This is a genomic window from Bradyrhizobium sp. Ec3.3 (genome assembly GCF_000472925.1).
Classification (GTDB): Bacteria; Pseudomonadota; Alphaproteobacteria; order Rhizobiales; family Xanthobacteraceae; genus Bradyrhizobium.
In genome coordinates, this window is sequence record NZ_AXAS01000011.1 from 83,753 (window position 1) to 109,615 (window position 25,863).

General features: G+C 62.9%; 21 protein-coding genes and 1 pseudogene. 9 read left to right on the top strand and 13 right to left on the bottom strand.

All coding sequences use genetic code 11. The features are described from left to right. Window positions 1-124 precede the first annotated feature (124 nt). Entirely contained in the window at window positions 125-1,246 is a 1,122-nt protein-coding gene (locus YUU_RS0112895; protein ID WP_027522735.1) for a S9 family peptidase, read from the bottom strand. A gap of 103 nt (window positions 1,247-1,349) precedes the next feature. After that, window positions 1,350-1,721 (bottom strand): cytochrome c family protein, encoded by a 372-nt coding sequence (locus YUU_RS0112900; RefSeq protein WP_027522736.1) that lies wholly within the window; start codon window positions 1,719-1,721, stop codon window positions 1,350-1,352. Window positions 1,722-2,014: 293 nt separating this feature from the next. Here YUU_RS0112900 and pgm point away from each other — a divergent pair, with 293 nt between their 5' ends. From pgm to YUU_RS0112920, 4 genes are all read left to right on the top strand, one after another. Then, window positions 2,015-3,661 carry a phosphoglucomutase (alpha-D-glucose-1,6-bisphosphate-dependent) gene (gene pgm / locus YUU_RS0112905; protein ID WP_027522737.1) on the top strand — a complete coding sequence of 549 codons (1,647 nt, stop codon included), beginning with the start codon at window positions 2,015-2,017 and terminating at the stop codon, window positions 3,659-3,661. Between the two features lie 319 nt (window positions 3,662-3,980). Beyond that, window positions 3,981-5,030: an aromatic ring-hydroxylating dioxygenase subunit alpha gene (locus YUU_RS0112910; RefSeq protein ID WP_027522738.1), complete on the top strand. Its 1,050-nt coding sequence runs from the start codon at window positions 3,981-3,983 to the stop codon at window positions 5,028-5,030. A gap of 3 nt (window positions 5,031-5,033) precedes the next feature. Continuing rightward, window positions 5,034-5,786, top strand: a complete 753-nt coding sequence (locus tag YUU_RS0112915; RefSeq protein WP_027522739.1) for a GntR family transcriptional regulator — start codon at window positions 5,034-5,036, stop codon at window positions 5,784-5,786. Window positions 5,787-5,795: 9 nt separating this feature from the next. Further along, window positions 5,796-6,776: a PDR/VanB family oxidoreductase gene (locus YUU_RS0112920; RefSeq protein WP_027522740.1), complete on the top strand. Its 981-nt coding sequence runs from the start codon at window positions 5,796-5,798 to the stop codon at window positions 6,774-6,776. A 603-nt stretch (window positions 6,777-7,379) separates the two neighbouring features. Here the strand turns inward: YUU_RS0112920 and YUU_RS50815 are convergent. The 10 genes and pseudogenes from YUU_RS50815 to YUU_RS0112975 form a co-directional block, all read right to left on the bottom strand. Beyond that, entirely contained in the window at window positions 7,380-8,447 is a 1,068-nt protein-coding gene (locus YUU_RS50815; protein WP_245288007.1) for a transglycosylase SLT domain-containing protein, read from the bottom strand. A 347-nt stretch (window positions 8,448-8,794) separates the two neighbouring features. Next, on the bottom strand, window positions 8,795-9,979 hold the full coding sequence (locus tag YUU_RS0112930; RefSeq protein WP_305728039.1) for an ABC transporter substrate-binding protein: 1,185 nt from the start codon (window positions 9,977-9,979) through the stop codon (window positions 8,795-8,797). Window positions 9,980-9,988: 9 nt separating this feature from the next. Continuing rightward, window positions 9,989-11,005 (bottom strand): patatin-like phospholipase family protein, encoded by a 1,017-nt coding sequence (locus tag YUU_RS0112935; RefSeq protein ID WP_027522742.1) that lies wholly within the window; start codon window positions 11,003-11,005, stop codon window positions 9,989-9,991. Window positions 11,006-11,325: 320 nt separating this feature from the next. Beyond that, window positions 11,326-11,676 carry a hypothetical protein gene (locus YUU_RS50820; RefSeq protein WP_156944274.1) on the bottom strand — a complete coding sequence of 117 codons (351 nt, stop codon included), beginning with the start codon at window positions 11,674-11,676 and terminating at the stop codon, window positions 11,326-11,328. Between the two features lie 397 nt (window positions 11,677-12,073). Next, window positions 12,074-12,481 (bottom strand): GFA family protein, encoded by a 408-nt coding sequence (locus YUU_RS0112945; protein ID WP_027522743.1) that lies wholly within the window; start codon window positions 12,479-12,481, stop codon window positions 12,074-12,076. 134 nt (window positions 12,482-12,615) lie between these two features. Beyond that, window positions 12,616-13,671 carry an adenylate/guanylate cyclase domain-containing protein gene (locus YUU_RS0112955; protein ID WP_035662214.1) on the bottom strand — a complete coding sequence of 352 codons (1,056 nt, stop codon included), beginning with the start codon at window positions 13,669-13,671 and terminating at the stop codon, window positions 12,616-12,618. Between the two features lie 174 nt (window positions 13,672-13,845). Continuing rightward, window positions 13,846-14,646 (bottom strand): phytochelatin synthase family protein, encoded by an 801-nt coding sequence (locus YUU_RS0112960; RefSeq protein ID WP_027522745.1) that lies wholly within the window; start codon window positions 14,644-14,646, stop codon window positions 13,846-13,848. Between the two features lie 340 nt (window positions 14,647-14,986). Beyond that, a pseudogene (locus YUU_RS50825) lies at window positions 14,987-16,036 on the bottom strand (winged helix-turn-helix domain-containing protein); the annotation flags it as partial. A 170-nt stretch (window positions 16,037-16,206) separates the two neighbouring features. Beyond that, entirely contained in the window at window positions 16,207-18,168 is a 1,962-nt protein-coding gene (locus YUU_RS0112970) for a bifunctional diguanylate cyclase/phosphodiesterase (RefSeq protein WP_027522746.1), read from the bottom strand. 185 nt (window positions 18,169-18,353) lie between these two features. Further along, window positions 18,354-18,719: a nuclear transport factor 2 family protein gene (locus YUU_RS0112975; RefSeq protein WP_027522747.1), complete on the bottom strand. Its 366-nt coding sequence runs from the start codon at window positions 18,717-18,719 to the stop codon at window positions 18,354-18,356. A 103-nt stretch (window positions 18,720-18,822) separates the two neighbouring features. On the opposite strand from YUU_RS0112975, the gene YUU_RS0112980 reads away from it, so the two are divergent. From YUU_RS0112980 to hemC, 3 genes are read left to right on the top strand one after another with little or no spacing between them, the layout of a single operon-like run. Next, complete coding sequence (locus YUU_RS0112980; protein WP_027522748.1) at window positions 18,823-19,413, top strand: TetR/AcrR family transcriptional regulator; 591 nt, start codon at window positions 18,823-18,825, stop codon at window positions 19,411-19,413. Between the two features lie 57 nt (window positions 19,414-19,470). After that, on the top strand, window positions 19,471-21,099 hold the full coding sequence (locus YUU_RS0112985) for a GMC family oxidoreductase (RefSeq protein WP_027522749.1): 1,629 nt from the start codon (window positions 19,471-19,473) through the stop codon (window positions 21,097-21,099). Between the two features lie 25 nt (window positions 21,100-21,124). Next, window positions 21,125-22,105 (top strand): hydroxymethylbilane synthase, encoded by a 981-nt coding sequence (hemC, locus tag YUU_RS0112990; RefSeq protein WP_027522750.1) that lies wholly within the window; start codon window positions 21,125-21,127, stop codon window positions 22,103-22,105. A gap of 189 nt (window positions 22,106-22,294) precedes the next feature. Here hemC and hemE read toward each other — a convergent pair whose 3' ends face one another. After that, entirely contained in the window at window positions 22,295-23,329 is a 1,035-nt protein-coding gene (gene hemE / locus YUU_RS0112995) for a uroporphyrinogen decarboxylase (RefSeq protein WP_027522751.1), read from the bottom strand. Window positions 23,330-23,443: 114 nt separating this feature from the next. Here hemE and YUU_RS0113000 point away from each other — a divergent pair, with 114 nt between their 5' ends. Together YUU_RS0113000 and YUU_RS0113005 are read left to right on the top strand one after the other, a co-directional pair. Continuing rightward, window positions 23,444-23,665 (top strand): hypothetical protein, encoded by a 222-nt coding sequence (locus YUU_RS0113000; RefSeq protein ID WP_027522752.1) that lies wholly within the window; start codon window positions 23,444-23,446, stop codon window positions 23,663-23,665. A gap of 174 nt (window positions 23,666-23,839) precedes the next feature. Then, entirely contained in the window at window positions 23,840-25,741 is a 1,902-nt protein-coding gene (locus YUU_RS0113005) for a diguanylate cyclase (RefSeq protein ID WP_027522753.1), read from the top strand. Window positions 25,742-25,863: the final 122 nt, after the last annotated feature.

Genomic DNA, 25,863 nt, shown 5'->3' on the forward strand with positions numbered 1-25,863 from the left:
CCGAAAAAGTGCCAAGTGGTTTTCCCTCGCGACAATCGCGGAACGCGTTTGCGCGGAGATCATGCTCAAACAAGAATCCAAAGCGCGATGACGATTGATCCGATCTCATCGCGCTTTAGAAGCGTCAGCGCGCGGATGCCGCCTGGCCGCCCGCGAGCCGGTCGTCGACGGCATAGAGGCTGCAATCGGTCGCCCATTTGCCGCAGGCCGCGAGCGCATCGCGCTGCGCGTCGTCGGTCGTGGCGCGGCCGGAGCGCCAGCCGAAGGCGCCTTTGGATGCGACCGCGAACGCCTTGTGCGGATTGATGCTGGCGAGATAGCGCGAAAACTCGTCCTTGCCCGAACCTGAGACCTGCCCGGGCGCCGGCAGCGGATCCGGCGGGCTCAACGTCTCGCGGCTGCCCAGCCCGCGCTCGCGCAAGAATGCGTCGACCAGCGGCGTCCACAGCGGGCGCGTCACGGCGGAATAGAGATAGTGGCCGTCATCGCCATAGGCGGGCGCATCGACGAACTTGGCATTGCCGCCGCCGCCGCGGAACGCGTCGTAGAAGCGATGCGCCAGCACTGGCGCGAAGAACAGGTCATTTGCGGCATAGACCCACAGCATCGGCACGCGCGAGGTCTTGCCGAAGGTCGCGAAGGCCTGCACGAGGTCATCCGCATTGCAGACGAAATTGTCGCTGGACGAGCCGCGGCCGCCGGCAAAGTTGATCGCGCCGACGAGCCCGGGCGGTGCCTGCGCGGTCAGCGCCACCGTGGCAAGCCCGCCCGCGGAATGGCCGACCGCGATCATGCCGGCCGTCGTGACGTCGCTCCGTTGCGCCATCGCATCGATCGCGGCGCGCAGGTCGGCGACGGCAACCGCGGTGGCCGGCAGATAGGCGGCACGGGCGCAGGGGCCAAGGCTGTCGACCCGGTCGCCGGGCGAAGTGCCATAGCCGCGTCGCAGCACGATCAGCGCGGCAAATCCGCGCCGGGCAAACTCCAGCGCGATAGCATGGTATTTGTGCGCCGACATTGTCGCGCGGTCGTCGAAGTCCCGCGGCGTGCCATGGCTGAGCAGGGCGAGCGGATAGCGCGTGGACGCAGCGGGCCGGACCAGGAAGGCCTCCAGCCCCTGCGGCCCCGCTGCCGCCATCGGGATGCGGAGATCCTCGGTGTAGAACTCGGCAGCATTCGCGTGGGCCGCTACGCCCGCGATGGCGAGCAGGCAGAGCACGGGCACAAGCCGGCGCGCGAGGTCCATGGGCGGGATGATTCTCCGTGGCCGCGCGAGACCATAGCAGAGCCGCACGATCCGGCGAACGGGCGTTCACCGGATTTGCCGGCCGCCTGCCAGCTTCAATCGCTTACTTCAGCGTCTGAAGATAGGCGATGACGTTGCTGCGCTCGGTGGGGTCCGGCAGCCCCTTGAAGAACATCTTGACGCCGTGGACGTCGCCACGGGGATCGGCGAGGTAGGTGTCCAGGGCGCCCGGTGTCCAGACCTCCTTGTTGGCCTTCATCGCCTCAGAATAGGCGAAGTCGGGGACGGCGGCCGGCTTGCGTCCAACGACATTCCAAAGACTTGGGCCGACCTTGTTCACCCCGATCACGCTCGCGTGGCAGTTTGCACAGGTTCGCTCGAAAACGGTCTTGCCGGCGGCCGGATCGCCGTCCGCGGCGAGGGCTGACGAGACGACGCTCGCCAGCATGAGCGCGAAAATCTGACGTCCAATCATAATCTGCTCCCTTCGGGACCTGCCGGTGAAACTCCCGCAATTCCCGGCACTTCAGTGATCAAACGGGAAGCAGCGTGCCGATATGGCGTGGCAGCGTCTTTGTCCTGCATCAACCGACATCCGGCACCAAAGTACGAGATCGCCACTGCCGGTGGATCGTCCCGTGGCGGATGGGCGTTGTCGGTTGGTCGTTGGCTGGTGCGCCGCGCTGACGGGTCCGGCAACCGGCTTGGCGACGGCCTGACCGATGGTATGGTGTTCTAGGCTGTCGTTTGAAAGTGCGAGGAGTTGCAGTGGCAGAAGTCGATCCCGCGGCGGGTAAGCCGGTTGCGCCGAGCGCGCTTGCCAATGTTCCAAGGCTTGTCACGGCCTATTTCGCCAACAAGCCGGATCCGGCCGATCCGGCCCAGCGGGTGGCATTCGGAACGTCAGGTCATCGCGGCACCTCGCTGAAGAATTCGTTCAACGAGGGCCATATCCTCGCAACGACGCAGGCGATCTCCGACTACCGGCGTGAGAAGGGGCTGACCGGTCCCTTGTTCATCGGCATCGACACCCATGCGCTGGCCGAGCCCGCGCTGGTCAGCGCCATCGAGGTATTCGCCGCCAACGGCGTCGACGTCATGGTCGACCAGGCCGGCGGCTACACGCCGACGCCGGTGATCTCGCACGCGATCCTGTCCTACAACAAGGGGCGGACGAGTGGCCTCGCCGACGGCGTCGTCATCACGCCGTCGCATAATCCGCCGGAGGACGGCGGCTACAAATACAATCCGCCACATGGCGGTCCCGCCGACACCGACGTCACCGGCGTCGTCGAGAAGCGCGCCAACGCCTTGCTTGCCGACGGCCTGAAGGGCGTCGCGCGCATGGACTACGCGAAGGCGCTCAAATCCTCCTCCGTCCACGCGTTCGATTTCGTCACGCCTTACGTTGCCGATCTCGGCAATGTCGTCGATCTCGCGCTCGTCAAATCGGCCGGCGTCAACATCGGCATCGATCCGCTCGGCGGCGCCGCCGTGCATTACTGGCATCCGATCATCGAGCGCTACGGCCTGAAGGCGACGGTGGTGAACGAGGCGATCGACCCGACCTTCCGCTTCATGACGGTGGATTGGGACGGCAAGATCCGCATGGACTGCTCCTCGCCCTATGCCATGGCGAGCCTGATCCACATGAAGGACCGCTTTGACGTCGCCTTTGCCAACGACACCGATGCGGATCGCCACGGCATCGTGACGCCAACCGGCGGCTTGATGAACCCCAACCATTATCTTGCGACCGCGATCGCGTACCTGTTCGCGCATCGGCCGCACTGGGGCAGGGATGCCGCGATCGGCAAGACCGTGGTCTCGAGCTCGGTGATCGATCGCGTCGCCAAGAAGCTTGGCCGCAAGCTAGTCGAGACCCCCGTCGGCTTCAAATGGTTCGTCGATGGCCTGGTCACCGGCTCGTTCGGCTTCGGCGGCGAGGAGAGTGCAGGGGCCTCGTTCCTCAAGCGCGACGGCACGGTGTGGACCACCGACAAGGACGGTATCATCCTCGGCCTGCTCGCCGCCGAAATCCTGGCCAAGACCGGTCGCGACCCGAGCCAGCTCTTTGCGGACCTCACTGCCGAGCTCGGGGTGCCCCATTACGAGCGCATCGACGTCGCCGCCACCGCCGCCCAGAAGAGCGTGCTGAAGTCGGTAACCCCCGAGCAGCTCGGCCTGAAAGACCTTGCCGGCGACCCCGTCCGGGCCACGCTAAGCAAGGCTCCCGGCAATGGCCAGCCCTTCGGCGGCATCAAGGTCGAGACCGATTACGGCTGGTTCGCAGCCAGGCCCTCCGGCACCGAGGATGTCTACAAGATCTACGCCGAGAGCTTCCGCAGCACCGATCACCTGCACCGCATCCAGCAGGAGGCCCAGGCCGGGCTGAAGAAGGTGTTTGGGGCGTAACTCCCTAGACCGCGAGCCTCGCTCCCACCACGGCGACGCTGTGCTCCCTCTCCCGTCTGCGGGAGAGGGCCGGGGTGGGGGTTGTCTCGGCGTTGGGATTATCCGAGATTTGCGGAGAAAATCCCTGGGCGGAGAGAGCCCTCACCCGTGCCTTCGGTACGACCTCTCCCGCAGGCGGGAGAGGTCACACTGAGCCTGCGGCCAATCCCTGCAACATGTATACATAAAACCTCATAGAGGTATTTTAAAACCTCCAATTTTTCCGTTTCGCGTGCTATTGTATACATAACGTATTCATAAGCCCTTGGGAGAGAGACCGGTGACAAAACCATTCCCGATGAATGCCTGGTACGCCGCCGCCTGGGACGCCGAGGTGAAGCAGGCGCTGCTGCCGCGGACGATCTGCGGCAAGCATGTGGTGATGTACCGGAAGGCCGATGGTGGCGTGACGGCGCTCGAGGACGCCTGCTGGCACCGCCTGGTGCCGCTTTCCAAGGGCCGGCTGGAAGGCGACACCGTCGTCTGCGGCTATCACGGCTTGAAATACAACGCGCAAGGCCGCTGCACCTTCATGCCCTCGCAGGAGACCATCAACCCGTCGGCCTGCGTCCGCGCCTATCCGACCGTCGAGCGCCATCGCTTCGTCTGGCTGTGGATGGGTGATCCCGCGCTGGCCGATCCTGCGCTGGTGCCGGACATGCACTGGAACGACGATCCGGCCTGGGCGGGCGACGGCAAGACCATCTACGCGAAATGCGATTACCGCCTCGTGGTCGACAACCTCATGGACCTCACGCACGAGACCTTCGTGCACGGCTCTTCGATCGGCAATGACGCGGTGGCCGAAGCGCCGTTCGACGTCACCCATGGCGAGAAGACGGTCACGGTGACGCGCTGGATGCGCAACATCGAGCCGCCGCCGTTCTGGGGCAGGCAGCTCGGCAAGCCCGGCCTCGTCGACCGCTGGCAGATCATCCGCTTCGAGGCGCCGTGCACGGTGACGATCGACGTCGGCGTCGCGCCGACCGGGACCGGCGCGCCGGAAGGCGACCGCTCGCAGGGCGTCAACGGCTTCGTGCTCAACACCATCACCCCTGAGACCGAGAAGACCTGCCACTACTTCTGGGCCTTCGCGCGCAACTATCGCCTTGGCGACCAGCGCATCACGACCGAGATCCGCGAGGGCGTCACTGGCATCTTCCACGAGGATGAGCTGATCCTCGAAGCGCAGCAGCGCGCGATGGATGAAAATCCGGATCGCGTCTTCTACAACCTCAACATCGACGCTGGCGCGATGTGGTCGCGGCGGTTGATCGACAAGATGGTCGCGAAGGAAAACGGGCCGCAACATCTTCAGGCCGCGGAGTAGGTCATGGCCGAGCGCGAGGTCGATCGCTCCGTCTCGCAGACCGTGAAGGCGCAGCTCGCGCTGCGCGACCAGATCCTGTCGGGGTCCTTGCGTCCCGGCGAGCGCATCTCCGAGCTCCAGGCGGTCGAGACCACGGGCGCCTCGCGCACGCCGGTGCGCATGGCGCTGGTGCGGCTGGAGGAGGAAGGCCTCCTTGAGGCGATCCCCTCCGGCGGCTTCATGGTGAAGGCCTTCTCCGAGCGCGACATCCTCGATTCCATCGAGCTGCGCGGCACGCTGGAAGGGCTCGCCGCACGCTTCGCCGCCGAGCGCGGCGTTTCCGCACGCGAGCTCGAGCCGCTGAGGGAGTGCCACACCGCGATCGACGAGCTGTTGCGGCAAGTGCCGATCTCGGTCGATGCCTTCTCGTCCTATGTCTCGCTGAATGCGCGCTTCCATGCGCTGCTCACCGAATTGTCGCGCAGCCCGCCCTTGATCCGGCAGATCGACCGCGCCTCGGCGCTGCCGTTCGCGTCCCCAAGCGGCTTCGTGATGGCGCAATCGGCGCTGCCGGAGGCACAGCAGATTTTGATCATCGGGCAGGAGCATCATCGCGTCGTCATCGACGCCATCGAGAACCGGGAAGGCGCCCGCGCCGAAGCCATCATGCGCGAGCATGCGCGGCTCGCCGTGCGCAATTTGCGGCTTGCGCTGCGCAACCGGACGCATCTGGACCTGCTGCCGGCGCTCGCGCTGATCAAGTCCGCAACCGAATAGGGGAGTGCCATGCGATTCATCGAAACCTGGACTCCGGCAACGCTGGTCGAGACCCGCGAACTTTCGCCCAGCATTCGCGAATTCCTGATTCTGCCGGATCAATTCGACGGTGCCGCCTATCCGGTCGGCAGCCACATCAACGTCGCCGTGACCATCAATGGCCAGCCGGAGACGCGGTCCTATTCGCTGGTCGGCGAGGCCGATCCCCGTGGTTTCAGGATCGCGGTGCGCCGTGCCGAGGATTCCCGCGGCGGCTCGCGCTACATGTGGTCGCTTCAGCCGGGCGCGCGGCTCGACGTTACGATGCCCTCGTCGCTGCTGTCGGTCGACTGGAGCCGCAAGCACTATTGCCTGGTCGCCGGCGGTATCGGCATCACGCCGATCGTCGGTGCCGCGCAGGCGCTGGTCCGGCGTGACGCCGGCGTGACGCTCCATTATGCGGTGCGCTCGCGTCAGGATGCCGCCTATATCGATCATCTCACCGCGCTATTGGGCGACCGTCTGGTCGTCCATGCCAGCGACGAGGGAGGGCGGCTCGATCTCGATGCGCTGTTCGCCGCACTGCCGCCGGACGCACTGGCGCTGTTCTGCGGCCCGATGCGCATGCTGGATGCTGCGCGCCATGCCTGGCTCGGTGCAGGGCGCCCGCTCTCCGATCTGCGCTATGAGACCTTCGGCTCCAGCGGCTCGCTGCCGACGGAGGCGTTTCGCGTCCGCCTGAAGGGCTCGGATGTCGAGTTCGAAATCCCGCGCGAACGCTCCATGCTGGACGTGCTCAACGCCGCCGGCCACGAGGTGATGTACGACTGCAAGCGCGGCGAATGCGGCCTGTGTGCGATCGACGTCGTCGACGTCCAGGGTGAGATCGACCATCGCGACGTCTTCTTCAGCGATCATCAGAAGCAGGAGAACCAGAAGATCTGCGCCTGCGTGTCGCGCGCCCGGGGCACCATCACCGTGGATACGCTGCACCGGGCGGACGCGATCTAGCGCGTGTACATATAGACGCAACTTTGCCCCTTCCGCGCTCACGTCTGCTTAGCCCCCAGCAGCGGCGCGAGAGCGGACAATCCGGGACCGCCGCTTTGGGCCAGGAGCGGTTATTTCAAGCAAGTAGAGAGCGAATTAGCTTGCCATGCTCTGAGTCCTTTAGCACTCTCTGGGAAGGAGGCCGAGGCATGAAAATAATGACCGTCGCGTGCACTCTCGGAACGGCCCTAGTGCTGTGTAGCTTGGGGACGTCTGGTGCTGCAGCCCAAGTGCGGAAGGCCCAAGTCGTTCGCGAACCGCGGCAGAGGCTTGTCGTCACGGTGCCCGTGTTAAGGCCAACTCCTTGGGATTATTATATTGTTCCACGGTATCGCTATCGCCCTCAGGACGACCGGGTCGATCCAAACGGACCGCCACCAAGTCTTGGCTCATCCGTCCCGCCGCTGGCGTCGGATCTGCGCTTCTATGAGGGGTGGCCATACTACTGGTGAACAAGGATCGCGCCGAGGAAGATTGCATTCTGGGTGATGTGGTGATCGGCGACGCGGAACTGAATGGGAACGCCGGGATACAACCGCGTATCGTGATGCTGCTTAGTGGGTTCTATCTCGAGCGCTCGACCGCCGCAGTTTGCACTGGATAGCGGGCATAGAGCGTGTCGACGCGGTCCCGCCACATCGCGACGAACGCGCCCGAGGTGAGATGATCGACCGACTTCCATTCGCGCTTGACCACCGGCAGCGTGTTGCCCCAGATGGCGCGCTTGCACCATCGCTCGCCCTTCGCCGAGCCCTCCTGAGTTGCGCACATCGACTTCCACGCAATCCGCTGCGGATGGCTGATGTGTTGGGCGGCTCCTTCCCAGCCCTGCTGGTGGATCAGGTAGAGATCGGAAAACGTCGGCTGCTTGTGCGTTATTACTTCGAATAGCGCAGCCTCGGTGATGAACTTGTAGGCGGCGCCCATCGCGTTGTCGCGAGGATTGAGGATGTCGCCCGATCCGTATTTGCCGAACTCATACTTGCTCAGCTGGAACAGGCCGATATAGGAGCCGGTGCGTTGCTTGGGATTGAAATCGGATTCGATTTTGGCGACCGCCTTCATGAAATTGGCATCTATACCGAACGCCTTGGCCGCGTGTTCGATCTCTTGGATGGGCGTTCCGAGCGGAACGCCGCTCAACGCCGACAGGGCGATCTTCGCGGGTTTGTCCGGGGGCGGGATTTCCGAGTAGACGTAGTATTTGAGATACGACGGTTCGCCTTCGTCCGGATTGGGTGAGGCAGCGCGCGGACGGTCCTGCTGTGGCGTTGCCGAGTTCTCGGGCGGCGCTGCCTCAAGGCTGGCGACCTGCAACATTGGCTCTTGCCGCGGCGTACTGGTTGAATCGGACGGCATCACCGCGTCCGGCGCGGCAGCGCTGAATCCCGCCGCGACGATCGCATTAGCCGATGATCTCGTATCGAACTTGGTCTCGATGACCGGCGTCGGAAACGCTGCGCCGGCATTTGTCAGGACCGTCGTCACATTCAGCGGGATGGCGCTGAACGCATCGGCAACTCTCGCATTCGGCGTTGCGATGCTCGGGCGCGATACCGCGATCGGATGAATCGCGGCAACCGAAGTCGCGGTCAGCGCGCCGGCAATGCAGCTTGCGTGCCAAATCTTCAATGTCGCCAGCCGCGCGGCCGCGGTCCCCCCGTTCAAATCCCCAACTTGGTACGCAGGTTAAGGAGGCGAAGGGAAGACAATATGGCGCACTTGTGGCGCAGATGCGGTCAGTCTCGGCCGTGTCGCCAAGATGTGCCTAAATTGGAAGTTGCTGTCCTGATGCGCCTCCTGCCGAGGAACAGGACGGGCGCCATGTCGCGTGACCGTCGCTAAACAACGCATCTTCGCGCGTTAGCGCGTCGAGACCGACGCCGTCCGGTTTGCCGCCGACGGAACATCACAATGGCTTAAGCACAATGGCTCAAGCGCTGTTCGGCTTGGGCCAATCGCGCGCTGCACCAGGCGGCCTATTCGATCACCTCGTCGGCAATCAGCAGAAAGTCGCGATTGGCCGTCAAGCCGAGCGCCCTAGCCGTCTTCAGATTGATCACCAGCTCGAGCTTGGTTGGCTGCTGTATAGGCAATTCAGCCGGCTTTGCGCCTTTGAGGATACGGTCCAGATAAGTTGCGGTCGCGCGAGACAGACCGGGCAAGTTCACGCCATACGAGACAAGGCCTCCGAGGTCGACTGCTTCCCGCGCCGCATACATCGCCGGCAGGCGACTGTTTGCCGCGAAGGTTACGATGCGCGCGTACTGGCTGAACAACATCGGGCTGGGAAACACAATGAGAGCATCAGCACGCTCTGCAGCCATCGCTGCGAAGGCACCGTCCAGATCAGCAGGACGATCCACCGGCACGAGTTGAAGTCTCGTTCCCAGGGATTGGGCGGCGCTTTCGATCTCCTTCAACATGCCGGCCATTGTGTGCTCGCCGTATGCACGGGGGTGCCACAGCACGACAACGCGAGAAAGACCCGGAACGATTTCCTTAAGCAGTTGTAGCCGCTTCGACACCAGTTCGGGGCCGAGAAATGTCGTGCCTGTTACATTGCCTTTCGGCCGCCCCAGGCTTGAAGCAAGCCCGTCCTCGACGGGATCGGCCATGCCTATGCCGACGATCGGGATTGTCGAAGTCGCTCGCCTCGCCGCGCGGACAGCCGGCGTGCTCAAGGCGACAATTGCATCAACTCGCTGCTCAACCAATTGCTGCGCCAGCTCGTCGAGCTTGGTCGCATCACCATCCGCAAATCTCCGGTCGAAGCCAATACTCTGCCCTTCGATATAGCCAAGCTCGCGCAGCGCCGGCACGAACGCGTCGAGAGTTGTCAGACTTGCGTCGGACTTGTCGCCGCGGCCAAACGACAGGACTCCTATCCGGGAATTCTTCGCCTGTTGGGCATGTGCCGCGAGCGGCCAGGTAGCAACTGCGCCTCCAAGAAGTGTGATGAACTCGCGCCGCTTCATCGCCGCACCCACGCTGTCAGTGCCGGTCACGTTCCCGCCGGGGTGCGAAAGACTTTCAAAAAGTCCCAGGCGGGCCCCGTTGATCATGGCAATCCCGACGATCGGAATGGTACTCGTCGCATGCTTTAAGATGACGGCGCCGATCGCAGGCGTTCCGACCAGCACGTCGGGCTTCGCTGTACCAATCTAAACGCACTACAAGTATCTGCCGTGAATGTCGATGGTCGAACGCACGCCGATGTGGCAATAATTTGCAGCTAACCACTCCTCAGCGCAGGTACGGCCCACGTCGCGCAGATAGGTGAGAAACTCCCAGTCTGCATTGAACTTGGAGGCGACGCCGAGGTCTTTCATGAACGATTCCGCCTCTATGGCATGAATCAGCATCGTCTTTATCTCGTCGCGCAGCGCGCCTCTGCTAACGAGCTTGTTGGCGAAGGCAATTGCTCGCATCTCGCGCATCAGCGACGAATTGAAGCTGATTTCGTTCAATCGGTTTAATATATCGCTCGCCGTGCGAGGAATCTCCCCACGCACAATTGGATTGATGTGAATAACGATGACGTCTGTGGATTGGCAGCCATAGATCAGCGGGAAGATCGCTGGGTTGCCCATGTAGCCGCCATCCCAATAGGCTTCGCCATCGATTTCAATAGCCTGAAAGAGCTGCGGAAGGCACCCGGAAGCGAGAACGGCCGAGACGGTGAGCTCATGGTTCTCAAAGATCTTCACCTTTCCAGTGCGGACGTTTGTGGCACAAAGGAACAGTTTGACGACATTCTCCCTGCGCAGTCGCTCGAAGTCGACGGTCTTCTCGAGCACGTCACGCAATGGGTTATAGTTCAATGGGTTAAACTGATAAGGTGACAGCAGTCGTGTCATCATGTCGAAGAACATGAAGGCCGGCGATCTCTCGATCGAACGAGTTTGCGACAGACGATCGAAAATGGAGGGCCGCAGCGGTCCGCAGGCCGCAGCTTCGCTGATGCGGCGCCAATATTCGGCGAGAGTGAGTTTTGCGCCTTCGCGGCCGCCTATCGTCAGGCCGTACGCCATGACCGTGCCGTTCATGGCGCCAGCGCTGGTAGCGCAGATCCCCTCGAACGACATCCGCTCATCTTCGAGCAGGCGATCCAAAACACCCCAGGTGAAGGCGCCATGCGCACCGCCACCCTGTAAAGCAAGGTTGACCGTCTTGCTCGCCGTATCCATCAGCGCTTAGCCCCGACCACGCTGTGCGCGCCGCCTGGCAGCGTCATGAACTCGCGGCGTTTCACTGCGCAGTCCCTCCACTTCTTGCGAGTGATAGGATATCACAGGTCGATACGGCAGGAGACGGCCCGCTGCGAGATTTCGGGCCGGGCTATGACTGCTCTGGGGCATTCGCGACTGAGCCGGGCGGTGCTCGCTACCAATCGATATCCGCTTCGGTCCCGATAGCTCCAGCATATGAGCAAACGGAGCAATGACGCGAGGGGCCGACAACAGACGACCAGTGCAGGACAGGTTTTCGTTCGAAAACGCTACGTCGGTCACATCATGACCCCGGGCATGAAACAACGAATTTCGATCCGCCGCAGGTTGCCGCCGAGCGCCCAATAGTAGATGGGCCAGACCATGGTGCGAGCGGCGCGGTTCGGCTCCTTGATCACGGCCTCGTCCGGCACGTCCCGCCATTGGCGCTCGATGCGCACGCGGTAGTGACCCTCTCTCACCTCCCAGTCGATGTCGGATAGCGCCTTGCCGTCGGCGTCGGAACAGCATGGCCCCTTGCCACTTTTGAGGCTCTCGAACCAGCTATCGAGTTCGGGACGGCTATGATCGTGTGCGTTCGCCGCGAAGTGCCAGACCAACAGCACGATCAAAGCCCTGATGGCGGTCATCAAAAATATCTTCGTCACTGCAATCTCCTTTGAAAAGAGATTTGCGCCACGACTTCCGAAATGACCTAGTTCAAACCGCCCGGGTTCTCTGATGTGAACCACTTCACATGTTGCGCCAACTCCAGACTAGCTGGGCGGCTCCTGAATTCCCCGGCTGTTGTTACGTCTGGGGTGCGGACACTAGGGTTCAAGCGGCGCGGTCATTGGACGCACCAGACGTCAGGTTCGGGTCAAAATGCGAAGAACTCAACGTGAGCAACTCTCGTCCGCTTCATGACGCTGAGCGGACCTCGGCAAGGCATATTGCCGCTTCGCTGATGGGCCAATAGCAGGCGACTCGGTGTGCCCCGGCGTCCCACGGCCATCAGGTCAAGGTTACCTTGCCGGTTTGATCGATCTAAGGCTGCTTTTCGAACTTTCGCATCGACGCGACGTGTGTGACCCATGGCTGAGCGGAGCGAGACCACCACTGCGTACGGGGGACGATCAGGTCGCGTTGACGAATGGAGCCCACACGGATGGCGTAAACCTTGGGGCCTGCTCCGACGGCCGTCGCGTAGATATGTGTTCCACATTCCGGGCAAAACGCCTGTGGCCTCTTGTTTCCGCTTTCGGCGGTCTTGACGTAGATTTTCGGTTCGCCCGAGAGCAACCTGAAAGCGTCTTCCCGCGTGAAGGCGTGCACGCGGAACGCGGAGCCGGAGAATGTCTGGCAGTCGGTGCAATTGCAGAGCAGGGTTTTGTCCGGCTCGATGTCGGCTTCAAATGTAATGTATCCGCAGTGACAACTCCCATCGATTTTCATCGTATCCTCCGCAGCGCGTTCATGCGCAACCTAAGGCTACCAAGCGCATCGATTGTCCGGACCTCGCTGAGCCGTGCGGTCACTTCGCCGATGGGCCATTTGGAGACCTCCTTAAGGTCCATTTGGTTTACGCTTCAGAGAGGATCATGCAACTCGTTGTCTAGGGCGACTTCGCACAGTCGATAGGCTCCGATCCCGACCAGTTGTGGCCTGAGCAACGGTTGCAGTTCGACGGGCTGGAGTCGGTTGTGCCATGGCGTGCCAAAGAGGGCACTGCGGACGGCGTCAGTGACGAAAATCCCGTTCTCCTCGCTCGTCAAGAGCTTGCTCGATGCACTCTGCAATTGCGAGGCAACCCAGACATCGCGACCATAGAGAAAGGAGCGGAATGCGTAGAGTGTGCCTCGGTGCAACCCGATACCGATCGTGCAGTCGAACTGCTCCTCGGGCCGGATTGCCTCCCACTTACGGATCGAGCGCTCTGCCCCCGCCATGGCCTGCGCGGCATCGGCAAATGTTATGCAATAGGAATCACCTAGGTTGAATCGAACCGTGCCGCCGAATTCTTGTGCCGTCCCGTAGGTCACCCCATCGAGCATGTCGAGGATGCGCTCAATTTTGGCGACAGGCCCGGCATCCATGATCTTGCCGAAGCCGTGAAGATCTAAGAAAAGAATGTAGATTTCAGGAATAACGCGTGTGCGATGCCGCTGTTCGATGCGGTAGATCGGCATCGGTTCGACAAACCCCTTCAATGCAAAACTCTCAACGAGCGCGGTCTGGATCTCCGCCGATGTTAGAGCGAGTCGGGCTCCAGCCGTGAGGTAGATTTCGTCGGGCGGCGTTAGCGCTTCGACGCGGGTGACGAGGGCAAAAACGTCCCCGATGAAGTCGTCGTCCTGAACGGCGATATCCCCGAGTGCAATTACGATGCGAATCGAGAGGCGATCGTGACCTCGGTTTACTTGGGTCAGTTGCAGGTCTTCCTGCACTGCTATCGCAGCTTTGGCCGCTCCAGTGACGCTGAGGAATTCGAGCCAATAACCGTCTCCAGCGGGTTTGATGATACGGCCGCCGTGCTCGGCGGCACGGCGCGCCAGAAGCGCGCGATGTTCACCCAATAGCGCCTGGAGATCGGCGGTCAGAAGTTCACGGAAGCGTGACGTCGAGCCGCTGATGTCGGTCTTCATAACGACGGTGGTTCGAAGGGGATTCATCGTCGGATGATCCTGTGCGCAGAGAGCAGCCTACGACAATTCATCGTCGTTTGGCAGAGGAGTGGCGCGAGACCCGCGCGCACGGTCGCACTTCGCTGATGGGCCAATTTGGGAAGCTTCCGTTTCATCGATGCCAAGTGAAGACCCCTAAGGGGCCTCAACAAGAATATACCCGCGGTTCTCAACCGTATCGAATGTGCGCATACCCTTAACGAGGGTTGCAGCTGGCATCCACACCCAGCCAGCGCTCGCGGGGTTGACGTCAAGGACAAGGAACGAGTCGGATTCAGTGTCGTATGCGCCAAGCGGCGAGATGTGGCCGGGGCCCTGTTGTCCTACAGCCTTGCGCTGGTAGGCGACGATCACATAGTCACCCCGACGTTGGAGGTTTTCAACCAGATCAGTCTTAATATCCTGCTCAGGCTTGCTGTCATCAACGATGACAAGCCGGGTCGTAAGACCATTCGCCCTTAGCATCTCATCGAGCTGACGAACCTGATATCCGAAATCCTGAATCTGCTTTCCATTGATCGTCACCGGTTCGCCGAGAACTTGCGCGCGTGTCTTTTGACCTTTGGTGATCACGTTGTCCTGTGTGAAGCGAGGGATTGAGGGATCGTAGCCGCTCGGAATGTATTTAAGATCTTCTGAGTGTAATCGGCTCCGGTCGCGCGGCAGATCAGGGCTCCGACCTCGAACGGCGTTGAGCACAATTGCCGCAGACGCGGGTCCACAGAAGGCTCCGTTGGACTCGGCTTCAAACTGATTGGCAAGGGCCGGAAAGTCCACCTTGGCGGTTGAGCGGGCCAGTCGCGCAAGCCCGTCGTCCGACGAGAATGGCACAAGATCCTGCGAAATGGTCGCTGGTGCGTTGTCTAGTGCAAATGCTGCCGGAAGTTGCGTAGTCGTCAACAGAAGCGCGAGTACAATTCGGGCAAGAGGTGACATGGTCAGCTCCTATTTCCTGCAAGCCCGACGCAATCTAATCTAGCGGGTCCCAAGTTGGATACGGCAAGAATATTGCCGGGATTGCGTGCATGCCGCCCGGAGCCTGAATGTCCGAGTTGTGGTCAAAAGCGGAAGGTTCAGAACGAGCCAACGTTTTGCCAGGCATTGCGGTAGCGATTGTTTGCCCCGGGTTGTGAGCGCGAGGTCCTTCTCCGGATTAATCGGTGGACCTCATCCTGAGGAGCCCGCTGGAAGCGGGCGCGCTCGGGGCACCATCACGGTGGACACCGGGTGGATGCGATCTGGATCAACTAATGTAAGCTTGAAGGTTCGCGCCGATATTCAACGAACGGCTGCACTGTTCGATGGCTTCTTCAAGTTGACGGAGGTGCAGGTGCGCAATGCAGAGAAGCCGCGCCGTGATGTTGTCCTGCAAGACGGTCAGATTTGTTCGGTCGCCGTCGAACCGATCTGACCAGATGTCGTGGGCGGTCTGAAGATCGGTTAGCGTTACGTTGATCCGCACCTGGTCTCCGTTGCGTCTCACCGCGCCGTGTACGGCCCAGCGGATACCGAGATCCGTCCCGAGCTGCTTCAGATCAATCGACTTGTTCTTGTAGGTAGAGGCGGTCTCGCGTCCAATAACGAAAGTGGCTGGCGTTCGTGCGAGACCGGTCGTCAAATCTGTCGTGATGGCGTCGACAAAGCGCTCCTGCTCTGGATCGTTGTTGAGATTGGCGAAGGGCAACACGACGAGAGAGAGACGAGTCGCAATCTCGGGCCCGACTGTCGGTTGCCCCTGGATCTTTTGAGCTTCCCGAACTACGTCTGTACGGATCGTCTTCCAGACATTCCAATAACCGATAAGGCCGCCGGCAATTGCGCCGATGGTGGCAACCGACGCCAGCGCCCCGCCGACGAGCTTCATACGACCTCTGAGCTGACCCAGCCAGTCATGGAATTGCCGTTTGCTTACTGCTCTTTCAGCAAGATCTGGGACCGAAACCGCTGTGCTCCCTGCCGCGCGGGCAAACTTTGACGGTTCTGCGAGGGAGACCACCGCCGTTCTTGGGCACCGATCCTCTTCGTGTATGGCGCCCACGAAACGAAAACCTTTTCGTGGAAATGTTTTGATAAGACGTTGTTGCTCGCCGGAGTCGCCGATCGCGCGTCGGACGGCGTTCAGCCGGGTCGTCAGTGCCGAGTCAGATACAATCCGACCATTCCAAATCGCGTTTATGAGATCGTCCTTGCTGACGACGCGATCCCTGCTGCGGATCAAATATTCGAGCAGATCGAGAACCTGAGGCGGCGTAGGCACAACATCGGGCCCGCGCCGCAACTCGCGCTTGTCGGTGTCCAACGCACAGTCCTCGAAGAAATAGCGCATGGCACCATTCCCCAGGCTTGCCCTCTATCCCCCGAGAGCGCGGCCGCGATCGTGCGGCGAGATTAGGCCGGAAAGGAAAATGTAAGCCGAATATCAAATCCACAAATATGATCTCTTTCACACATGCGGGCGCAATCCTCAGGAGGACGGAGAAAAACGCAAGGTTGGCTCTACGCCGCGTGGGTCGCCCTATGCTTCTTCGGGCCGAGCAGCGCCAGAACCTGCTCGGCCGAGGCGGGGCGGCTGATGAGATAGCCCTGGACTTCGTCGCAATTGGTCTGGCGCAGATATTCGAGCTGATCAACCGTCTCGACGCCTTCGGCGACCACGCCGATATTCAAGTCCCGCGCGAGGGAGATCACCGACTTCACGATCGCGGCGCAGTCCGGCTGCGCCAGCATGTCGCTGATGAAGGACTGATCGATCTTGATGCGGCTGAACGGCAGCTTGCGCAAATACGTCAGCGACGAGAATCCGGTGCCGAAATCGTCCAGCGCCACCGTGACGCCGAGTTGCAGCAGCGCGTTCAGGATCGACGACGCCGAACCGTATTTCGACAGCAGCATCGATTCGGTGATCTCGATCTCCAGCCGGTACGGGGCGACGTTGGCCTCAGTCAGTGCCTGCACGATGGTCTGGAGAATGCCCGTGTTGTGGAATTGTGCCGCGGAGAAATTCACCGCGACCCTGATATGGTCGGGCCACTCCGCCAGCGTCGCGCAGGCGCGCCTGATGACCCATTCGCCGATCTCGTGAATGAGGCCGGTTTCCTCGGCGATCGGAATGAACTCGCTCGGCGGCACCAGTCCGCGCACCGGATGCTTCCAGCGCAGAAGAGCCTCGAAGCCGGTAATCCGGTTTTCCCTGAGATTGAGGAACGGCTGAAAGACCAGGAACAGCTCGTCCCGTGCGACGGCGAGCTCCAGATCCGATTGCAGCGCCTTGCGGTCGCGCGCCGACTTGTCGTCGGCGGCCTCGAAGAAGCAGATCGTGCCGGGGCCGGCCTTCTTGGCGCGATAGAGTGCGGCATCGGCATGTTTGAGCAGGTCAAGCTGCGTGTCGCCGTCCCGCGGCGCCAGCACGATGCCGACGCTGGTGCCGCCAATGATCTCGCGGCCCTCGATCAGGAACGGCTTGGCGAAGGCCGTGACGAATCGCTCCGCGATCCCCAGGGCGTCCTCGGCCCGGGTGAGATTGGCCATGACCAGCGCGAACTCGTCTCCGCCGATGCGCGCGACGTGCTCGGCCGCCCGCGTGCAGCGTTGCAGGCGGCTGGCGACCTGGACCAGGAATTCGTCGCCGGCGGGATGGCCGAACTTGTCGTTCACCTCCTTGAAGCGATCGAGGTCGAGCAGCAGCACGGCGAACTCCTCGCCGGACAGGGCCAGCCGCTTCAGGGCGGCATCGAGTGTCTCGTTGAACGCGAAACGGTTGGGCAGGTGCGTCAGCGGATCCTGGCGGACCGACCGCTCCGCCTCGAGCTGCCGCATGATGCGTCGCATGAAGGTGAAGGAATTGACGAACACGCCGCGCAGCAGCACGGATCCGTAGACCACGACCAACACGGCCATCAGCAGATAGGCGGGATCACCGCCGCTGCCGAGACAGATCCCGATGCCGAGGAAGAGGGGAGTCGTGAATGCGATCGCCGCGATCGGGATGGTGGCGAACGCGAAGGCGCCGCCGGCCAGCATGCCGGCGCACAGACAAGTGATGACGAGCTGGCCGCCGGTGGAGGCGTTGGCGAAGAACGCGACCGGCACGATGCCCCAGGCGGAGCCGAGGATGAAGGCGTTGCGCACGAGACGGTGCATGGCGCGACGGGATACGAATTGCGGCTTCGTGATGCGGCGCGCGCTGTGGGATTGCACGCCGAACAGGATCGCAGCGCCCGCGACTGCACTCGCCCAGACCAGGGCGAACTTCCAGTCCGGCGAATGCCAGAGCGCGATGGCAAGCACGGCCGCATTGCAGGCATTGGCCAGCATGATGCCGACGGAATAGCCGAGCACGAGAGCCATCTGCTCCGCGCGGATATGTCCGGCGACAGCGTCGTCGGTTGCGGGTCCGCCGAACGCGGCGAGATCGCCGGCGAACAGCTTGGTCAGATAGGACGTCAGTCGGGACCGCATTGCAGAGCCTGCAGGCATGGGCCGTTCATATTCGGCTCAAGGTCGGAGAATTCGCTGCAAACCTTTGACGAACTATGAATTTATCGCCCGCGCCGGGATCGCTGCGGCACGATGTGCATAGGGAACCGCCGGTATCGGTAACAAATCAATACAAATGCCGCCGTCCCCGGTTCCCGCGCGCGGCATCAGCGCGCCAGCTGCTTCGGATCGTAGAAGAAGCGTTCCTCGATCAGCTCATCGCCGCGCCAGGTCTGCCACGCAATCTCCTCCAGCGTGCGCGTGACGCCTTCGGCATTGGTGAAGGCGAATTTCCAGCGCGTGGCGACATTGTCTCCGGCGATCAGGCTTGGCCCGAGGCGCACGGCCTTGACCTCCTTGAAGGCAGCCAGCACGCCGCGCTCCTTGGCCGCGAGCTTGTCGCGGCCGACCATCGGCTCGGCCTGGTTTTCATGGGTGGCGGCGTCGGCTGCATAAAACCGCTCGATCGCCCCGACGAAGTCGCCGTCCTCGAGGTGCTTGGCAAACGCTTCGACAATCTCACGGCTCGGCATGGCAGCACCTCACGACTATAAACCGACTGATAGTCGGGAAATACCGACCGTCAGTCGAAAAGTCAACTGGCAGCAGTTGCGGAATTCGACTACAGCAGGCGTTATGGCAAAGCAGGCGGAACGGCGGGCCGCGACCACCGAGGCGATCCTGACGGTGGCGCGCCGCCTGTTTGGGACGCAGGGTTTTGTCGCCACGACCATGGACGACGTCGCCGACGGCGCCCGCGTCGCCAAAGGCGCGGTCTATCATCACTTCAAGACCAAGGAGGCGGTATTCGCCGCAGTGTTCGACGAGGTCTCGCGCGACCTCGTCGCCGAGATCAACCGCGCCGTCCGCGCCGAGAAGGACGTGCTTGCCGCGATGGTCGCCGGCACGCAGCACTATTTCGCCGCGACCGCCAAGGGGCCGACCGGCCAGATCATCCTGCGCGACGGCCCGGCCGTGCTCGGCTGGGAGCGCTGGCGCGAGATCGACGCGCAGCATTTTGGCGGCGAGATGCCGCGCGCGCTTGCTGCCGCGATGGACGCGGGCCTGATCGCGCGGCAGCCGATCGAGCCACTGGCGCGGCTGCTGCTCGGCGCGGTGACGGAGGCCGCGGTGGCCTGCGCCGGAAGAGCCGACATCGCCAAGGCGGGCGTGGAATATGCCCGCGCGTTCAAGTCGCTGATCGAGGCGCTGCGTCTGCGGCAATGAGTGTGCTATGGACCTTCGATCCGAAACGCCCACAACAACAATAAAAACCGGAAAAGCATGACCGCCCAACTGCAATCCGCCCATTCAAACGATCCCGAATTCGACTACGTCATCGTCGGCGCCGGCTCGGCCGGCTGTGTGCTCGCCAACCGTTTGTCGGCGAACGGCAAGCATTCGGTGCTGCTGCTTGAAGCCGGCCCGAAGGATTCCAACATCTGGATCCACGTGCCGCTCGGCTACGGCCGCCTGTTCAAGGAGAAGAGCGTCAACTGGATGTACCAGACCGAGCCGGAGCCCGAGCTCAACGGACGGCAAGTGTTCCAGCCGCGCGGCAAGACGTTGGGCGGCTCGAGCTCGATCAACGGCCTGCTGTACGTCCGCGGCCAGCACGAGGATTACGACCGCTGGCGCCAGCTTGGCAACGCCGGCTGGGGCTATGACGACGTGCTGCCCTATTTCAGGAAGGCCGAGAACCAGGCTCGCGGCGCCGATCAATTCCACGGCACCGGAGGACCGCTGCCGGTCTCAGATCTGATCCTGTCCGATCCGCTGTCACAAGCCTTCATCAAGGCGGGGGTCGAGACAGGCCTGCCCTACAATCCCGACTTTAACGGCGCCTCGCAGGAAGGCGTCGGCCTGTTCCAGACCACGACGCGCAAGGGCCGCCGCGCGTCCACGGCTGTCGCCTATCTCGGCCCCGCGAAGAACCGCGGCAATCTCAAGATCGAAACCTTGGCGCTGGGCCAGCACATCCTGTTCGACGGGCGCCGCGCCGTCGGCGTCGAATATCGCCAAGGCTCGGCCTTGCGCCGCGTGCGGGCGCGCAAGGAGGTGCTGGTCTCCAGCGGCGCCTACAACTCGCCGCAGCTTTTGCAGCTCTCCGGCGTCGGCCCGGCCGACCTCCTGCGTAAGCATGGCATCGATGTCGTGCTCGATGCGCCGGGCGTCGGCCACGATCTCCAGGATCACATGCAGGTCCGCATTGTGATGCGCTGCTCGCAGCCGATCACGCTCAACGATGCCATCAACCATCCGATCCGACGTACGCTGACTGGAATACGCTATGCACTGTTCCGCCAGGGCTGGCTGACGATCGCGGCGGGCACTGCGGCCGCCTTCTTCAAGACCAGTCCGCGTCTCGCCACGCCGGACATCCAGGTGCACTTTCTGCCGTTCTCGACCGACAAGATGGGCGAGAAGCTGCACGATTTTTCCGGCTTCACCGCCTCCGTGTGCCAGCTCCGCCCCGAAAGCCGCGGGAGCTTGCGGATCAAGAGTGCTGACCCGACGGTGCCGCCGGAAATCCGCGTCAACTACATGTCGACCGAGACCGACCGCACCACGAACGTCGAGGGCCTGAAGATCCTGCGCAAGATATTGCACGCGCCGGCGCTAAAACCCTTTGTGGTGGAGGAGGTCGATCCCGGCCTCAAGGTCGCGACCGATGCGGAGCTCCTGGAATTCTGCCGCCAGCGCGGCAGCACCATCTATCATCCGACCTCGACCTGCCGTATGGGCAATGATGCGCTCGCCGTGGTCGATCAGCGGCTCAAGGTGAGGGGGATCGAGGGCTTGCGCGTGGTCGACGGATCGATCATGCCTGATCTCGTGTCGGGCAATACCAACGCGCCGATCATCATGATCGCCGAAAAGGCCTCCGACATGATATTGGAGGATGCGCGGTAATCCGCGCAAAAGGGGAGCATACGGCTTGGCTATTCGATTGCGGATCGGCACGCGCAAGAGCGCGATGGCGCTGGCACAGACGGAAGAGATCGCGCGCCGCCTGACCGCCGCCGTGCCCGATATCGACGTCGAAATCGTCAAGTTCGACACCACGGGCGATCTCGACCAGACCAGCAAGCTGTTACCCCATGGCGGCAAGGGCGGCGCCTTCGTCGCACAGATCCGTGCCGCGGTGCTGTCGGGCGAGTTACAGGCGGCGATGCATTCGCTCAAGGACATGCCGGGCAACGAGGACACGCCGGGCCTCGTGATCGGCGCCACGCTGTCGCGCGATCCGCCGAGCGATGCCCTGGTGCTGCGCGATGGTGTTACGCTCGATGCATTCAGACAGTCGCGCGGCAAGGGTTTCAAGATCGGCACCAACGCCGTGCGTCGCGCGGCCTATGCGCGGCGGCTGTTTCCGGACGCCGAGGTGATCCACTTCCGCGGCGCCGCCGACACGCGCGTGCGCAAGCTCGATAACGGTGAGTTGCAGCGGTTGCCGGATGGTGGCGCGGTCGGTCCCGCCGATGCGCTGATCATGGCGCGCTCGGGGCTCGATCGCGTCGGCCTTGCGAGCCGGATCGCCTACGAATTCTCGGCTACGGAGATGTTGCCTGCGGCAGGGCAGGGCATCGTTGCGGTGGAATGTGCAGCGCAGGACTGGCAGACGCGGCGCATCCTGTCTGCGATCGACGATCCCACCGCGCATGCCTGCGCTGATGCCGAACGCGAGGTGCTGTGGGTCCTCAATGGTCACTGCAATTCGCCGGTGGCGGGGTTCTCGACGATCGACGGCGATCAGATGTCGCTCACCGCATCGGTGCTCGATCTTTCCGGCAACACCATCATCGAAGCCTCGCGCGCCGGTCCCGCGAACCGTCCGCGCGAGCTCGGCCGTGCGGTCGGGCTCGATCTGCTGGCCAGGGGCGCGTCCGAGATCATCGAGCGCAGCCGGCCGCGCTAGGCCGCCGCAAATCGATCATCGGCCCGAGCGTAGGATCGTGCTCCTGTTTTGCCCGACGCCTCAAATGCCCTGGGCGCGGCCGGAGCGCCTGGCCGGCGGGGCCGTTCTACTTTGCATGGGGTTGTTTTCGAGCATTTTGCAAAGCACGCCCCGCCGCCGTCGGGAGGGAACGGACGGAGCGTCGATGCGTCACCCGCGCACGCGCTTCAGCATCTGCTCGACATGGGCGATTGGGGTCTCCGGCTGGATGCCGTGGCCGAGATTGAAGATCAGCCGGCCTTGTCCGAAATTCGCCAGCACCTCGTCGACGGCGCGTTCCAGCGCATCGCCGCCGGTGATCAGTACCAGCGGATCGAGATTGCCCTGCACGGCGACGCGTGACTGCACGCGCTCGCGGATGAAGGCGGGCTCGGCCGTCCAGTCGATGCTCACCGCGTTGACGCCGGTCGCTTCCACATAGCCCGGCAGCAGCGCGCCGGCGCCGCGGGGAAAGCCGATGATCTTCGCATCCGGCGCCTTGGCGCGCACGCCCTCCACGATGCGCCGCGTCGGCTCGACCGACCAGCGCGCGAATTCGGCCGGCGGCAGCACGCCCGCCCAGGTGTCGAAGATCTGGAGCGCATCCGCGCCGGCAGCGAGCTGCCCGAGCAGATAGTCGACGGAGTTGCCGACCAGCGTATCGATGATCTTCGCGAAGGCCTCCGGATGCCGGTAAGCCATCATCCGCGCCGGCGCCTGGTCCGGCGTGCCCTGGCCCGCAACCATGTAGGTCGCGACCGTCCAGGGCGCGCCGCAGAAGCCGATCAGCGCGGTCTTCGGATCGAGCGCGCGGCGCACGATGCGCAGCGCCTCGAACACCGGCTCGAGCATGCCGAAGTCGGCGCGCGGCGACAGCGTCTTGACCTTGTCGGGATCATCCAGCGGCTCCAGCCGCGGACCCTCGCCGATCTCAAAGCGCACGGAACGGCCGAGCGCGTAGGGGATGACAAGAATGTCGGAGAAGATGATCGCCGCATCGAAGCCGAAGCGGCGGATCGGTTGCAGCGTCACCTCGGCGGCGAGCTCCGGCGTGAAGCAGAGATCGAGGAAGCCGCCGGCCTTGGCGCGCACCTCGCGATATTCGGGCAAGTAGCGGCCAGCCTGCCGCATCATCCAGACCGGCGGAACGGCCTGCCGCTGGCCGGAGAGCACGTCGACAAAAGGTTTTGCGGAGGAGGGTGGCACGAATGATCCCTGGGACAAGTTGCGGTTCCTGATACACCGCCGCTCCCGCCGGGCCAAGCGGAACAGAGGAACCCCTCGGCAGGCGGCGACGTTGATCGGCCAATGGAGGATCTCATGGCTGAGAAATTCAACCCCGCGCCGCACGACAAGCACGCCGACGATCCACGCGAGGCGCTCGCCGCCGATCGCGAAACCCATGCCAGGCTCGATGCCGGTCTGGTCGATACCTTCCCGGCGTCTGATCCTGTCAGCGCCGCCCAGCCGACGCCATCGAAGGCCGATGCGGAGGCGGACAGCCATTCGCTGTGGGACAAGGTTAAGGCGATCTTCAGCTAAGGCCTCGTGCGGTCCGATACCCCCTCGACGCGCTAACCTGCCGTTAGCGATCAGATGATCGCGAGCACCGTAGGACTACGTAAATCGGCGCAGTTTGAGGCGAATTGCGCTGCGCTTTTCAGGATTCGATAACAGAAGCGGCGGAATTTCCGGGCATCGGAGAATCCTGTTCGCATGAACGTCATGAGCTATAGAGCCGGCTCGAGCCGCCTGCCCTTGCGGGCGGCGGCGTTCGTCGTGCTCACCTGCACGGCCATCCTCGCCATCAGCGGTTGGCGTGAATGGAGCTCGCGCGACGCGCTGCTGCGCGGCACCGAGACGGAAATGGCGAACCTCGCGCGATCGCTGACCCAGCATGCGGAGGACAGCCTCGATCTGCTCGATTCCGGTGTCGTCGGCGTCGTCAGCCGCCTGGAAATGGACGGCACGGACCCCTCCACCATCGCCAAGCTTCGCAACCTCCTCGAAGTCCGCAAGAAGGCGATCGAGCGCATTCACAGCCTCGCCATCATCGACGACAACGGCAACTGGCTGACATCCGCCGGCGCCGTCACCTCCACGCTCAGCGACGACGAGTTCTTCAGGCATCACAAGTTCTCGCCGAAGCGGGAGGCCTATGTCGGACGCCCGATCAAGAGCCTGGTCGACGGCGAGTGGGTGGTCACACTGTCGCGCCGCTTCAACAAGCTCGACGGCAGCTTTGGCGGCGTCGTGCTTGCGACCATCAGTGCGAACTATCTGTCGCATTTCTACCAGCAATTCCTGATCGGTCGGAACAGCTCGATCACGCTGGTGCACGGCGACGGCATCATCATTGCACGCGACCCCAGCAATGACAAATTCGTCGGACGCAGCGTGGTCGACGGGGCGCTGTTTCGCCAATCGAAGCTGCAGCCGAGCGGGGCCTATAATTTCAGGTCGCTGCTGGATGGCGTCGATCGTGTCAGCTTCTACAAGCGCAGCGGCCGCCTCCCGCTGCTCCTGATCGCGACCGTCGATCGCGATGAATTGCTGGCGCCCTGGCGGGCGGCAGCCATTTCGCGCATGCTGTTTGTGCTCGCGCTGGTGTTGTTGATCGCGATCATCGGCGCTGTGCTGGTCCGGCAGTTGCAGCGCGGCCAACGCATGGCGACGGCGCTGGTGGAGAAGGAAGCGCATTTCCGTCTGCTGGCTGAAGGCTCCAGCGACATGGTTACCCGGATCGGGCTCGACGAGCGGCTCCGCTACGTCTCGCCCTCCAGCGCGCGGGTCGTCGGCTGGCGCGCCAATCAACTGATCGGCACGCCCGCGCTCGCCGGCATCCATCCGGAAGATCTGCCGGAGATCCAGGCGATCGTGGACGCGCTGAAGCGCGGCGAAAGGGAGGAGGCGCGGGTCACCTATCGCAATGTGCACCGGCAGAAGTCCGAGATCTGGCTGGAATCGACCATGCAGATCACCCGCAAGGTTACCGGCGAGGTCGAAGGCGTGGTCGCGATCTCACGCGACATCACCGAGCAGAAGAACCTGGAAAACAAGCTGGAGACGCTCGCGACCGAGGACAGTCTCACCGGGCTCGCCAACCGCCGCTGCTTCGATGAGCGGCTCGCGGAAGAATGGGCGAGGGCCTATCGCGACCGCTCGAGCGTTGGTCTGTTGATGATCGATGTCGATCACTTCAAGGCCTACAACGACGAATATGGCCATCCGGCGGGCGATGCTTGCCTGCGCACCGTGGCGAAGATCATCGCAACAGAGGCCCAGCGCGTCAGCGATCTCGCCGCACGCTATGGCGGCGAAGAGTTCGCCGTGCTGCTGCCGAACATCGATGCTGCCGGCTGCGCCCGGATCGGCGAGCGGATCCGCCAGGCGATCCGCGCCGCGGGGCTCGTTCATAGCTGCAATGAATCCGCCGGCTGCGTCACCGCCTCTGTCGGCGGTGCGACCTGCCGCCCGTGGCTGGAGCGAACCGGTGGGCCGGGAACGCTCGTCGAGGCCGCCGACCGTGCGCTCTATGGCGCCAAACAGGACGGGCGCGACCGGCTGGTGATGTCGGTCGAGGTCTTCAATCTGCTGCCGATGGCTTCAGGGCAGTAGAGCATGATCCGGACCCGAAGGGCCGCGTTAGCGCAAAGTGTGAAGCGGTTTTCCCTCGCGACAAACGCGGAGCGTTTGCGCGGAGATCATGCTCGAACAAAAACCTAAAGCACGATGACGCT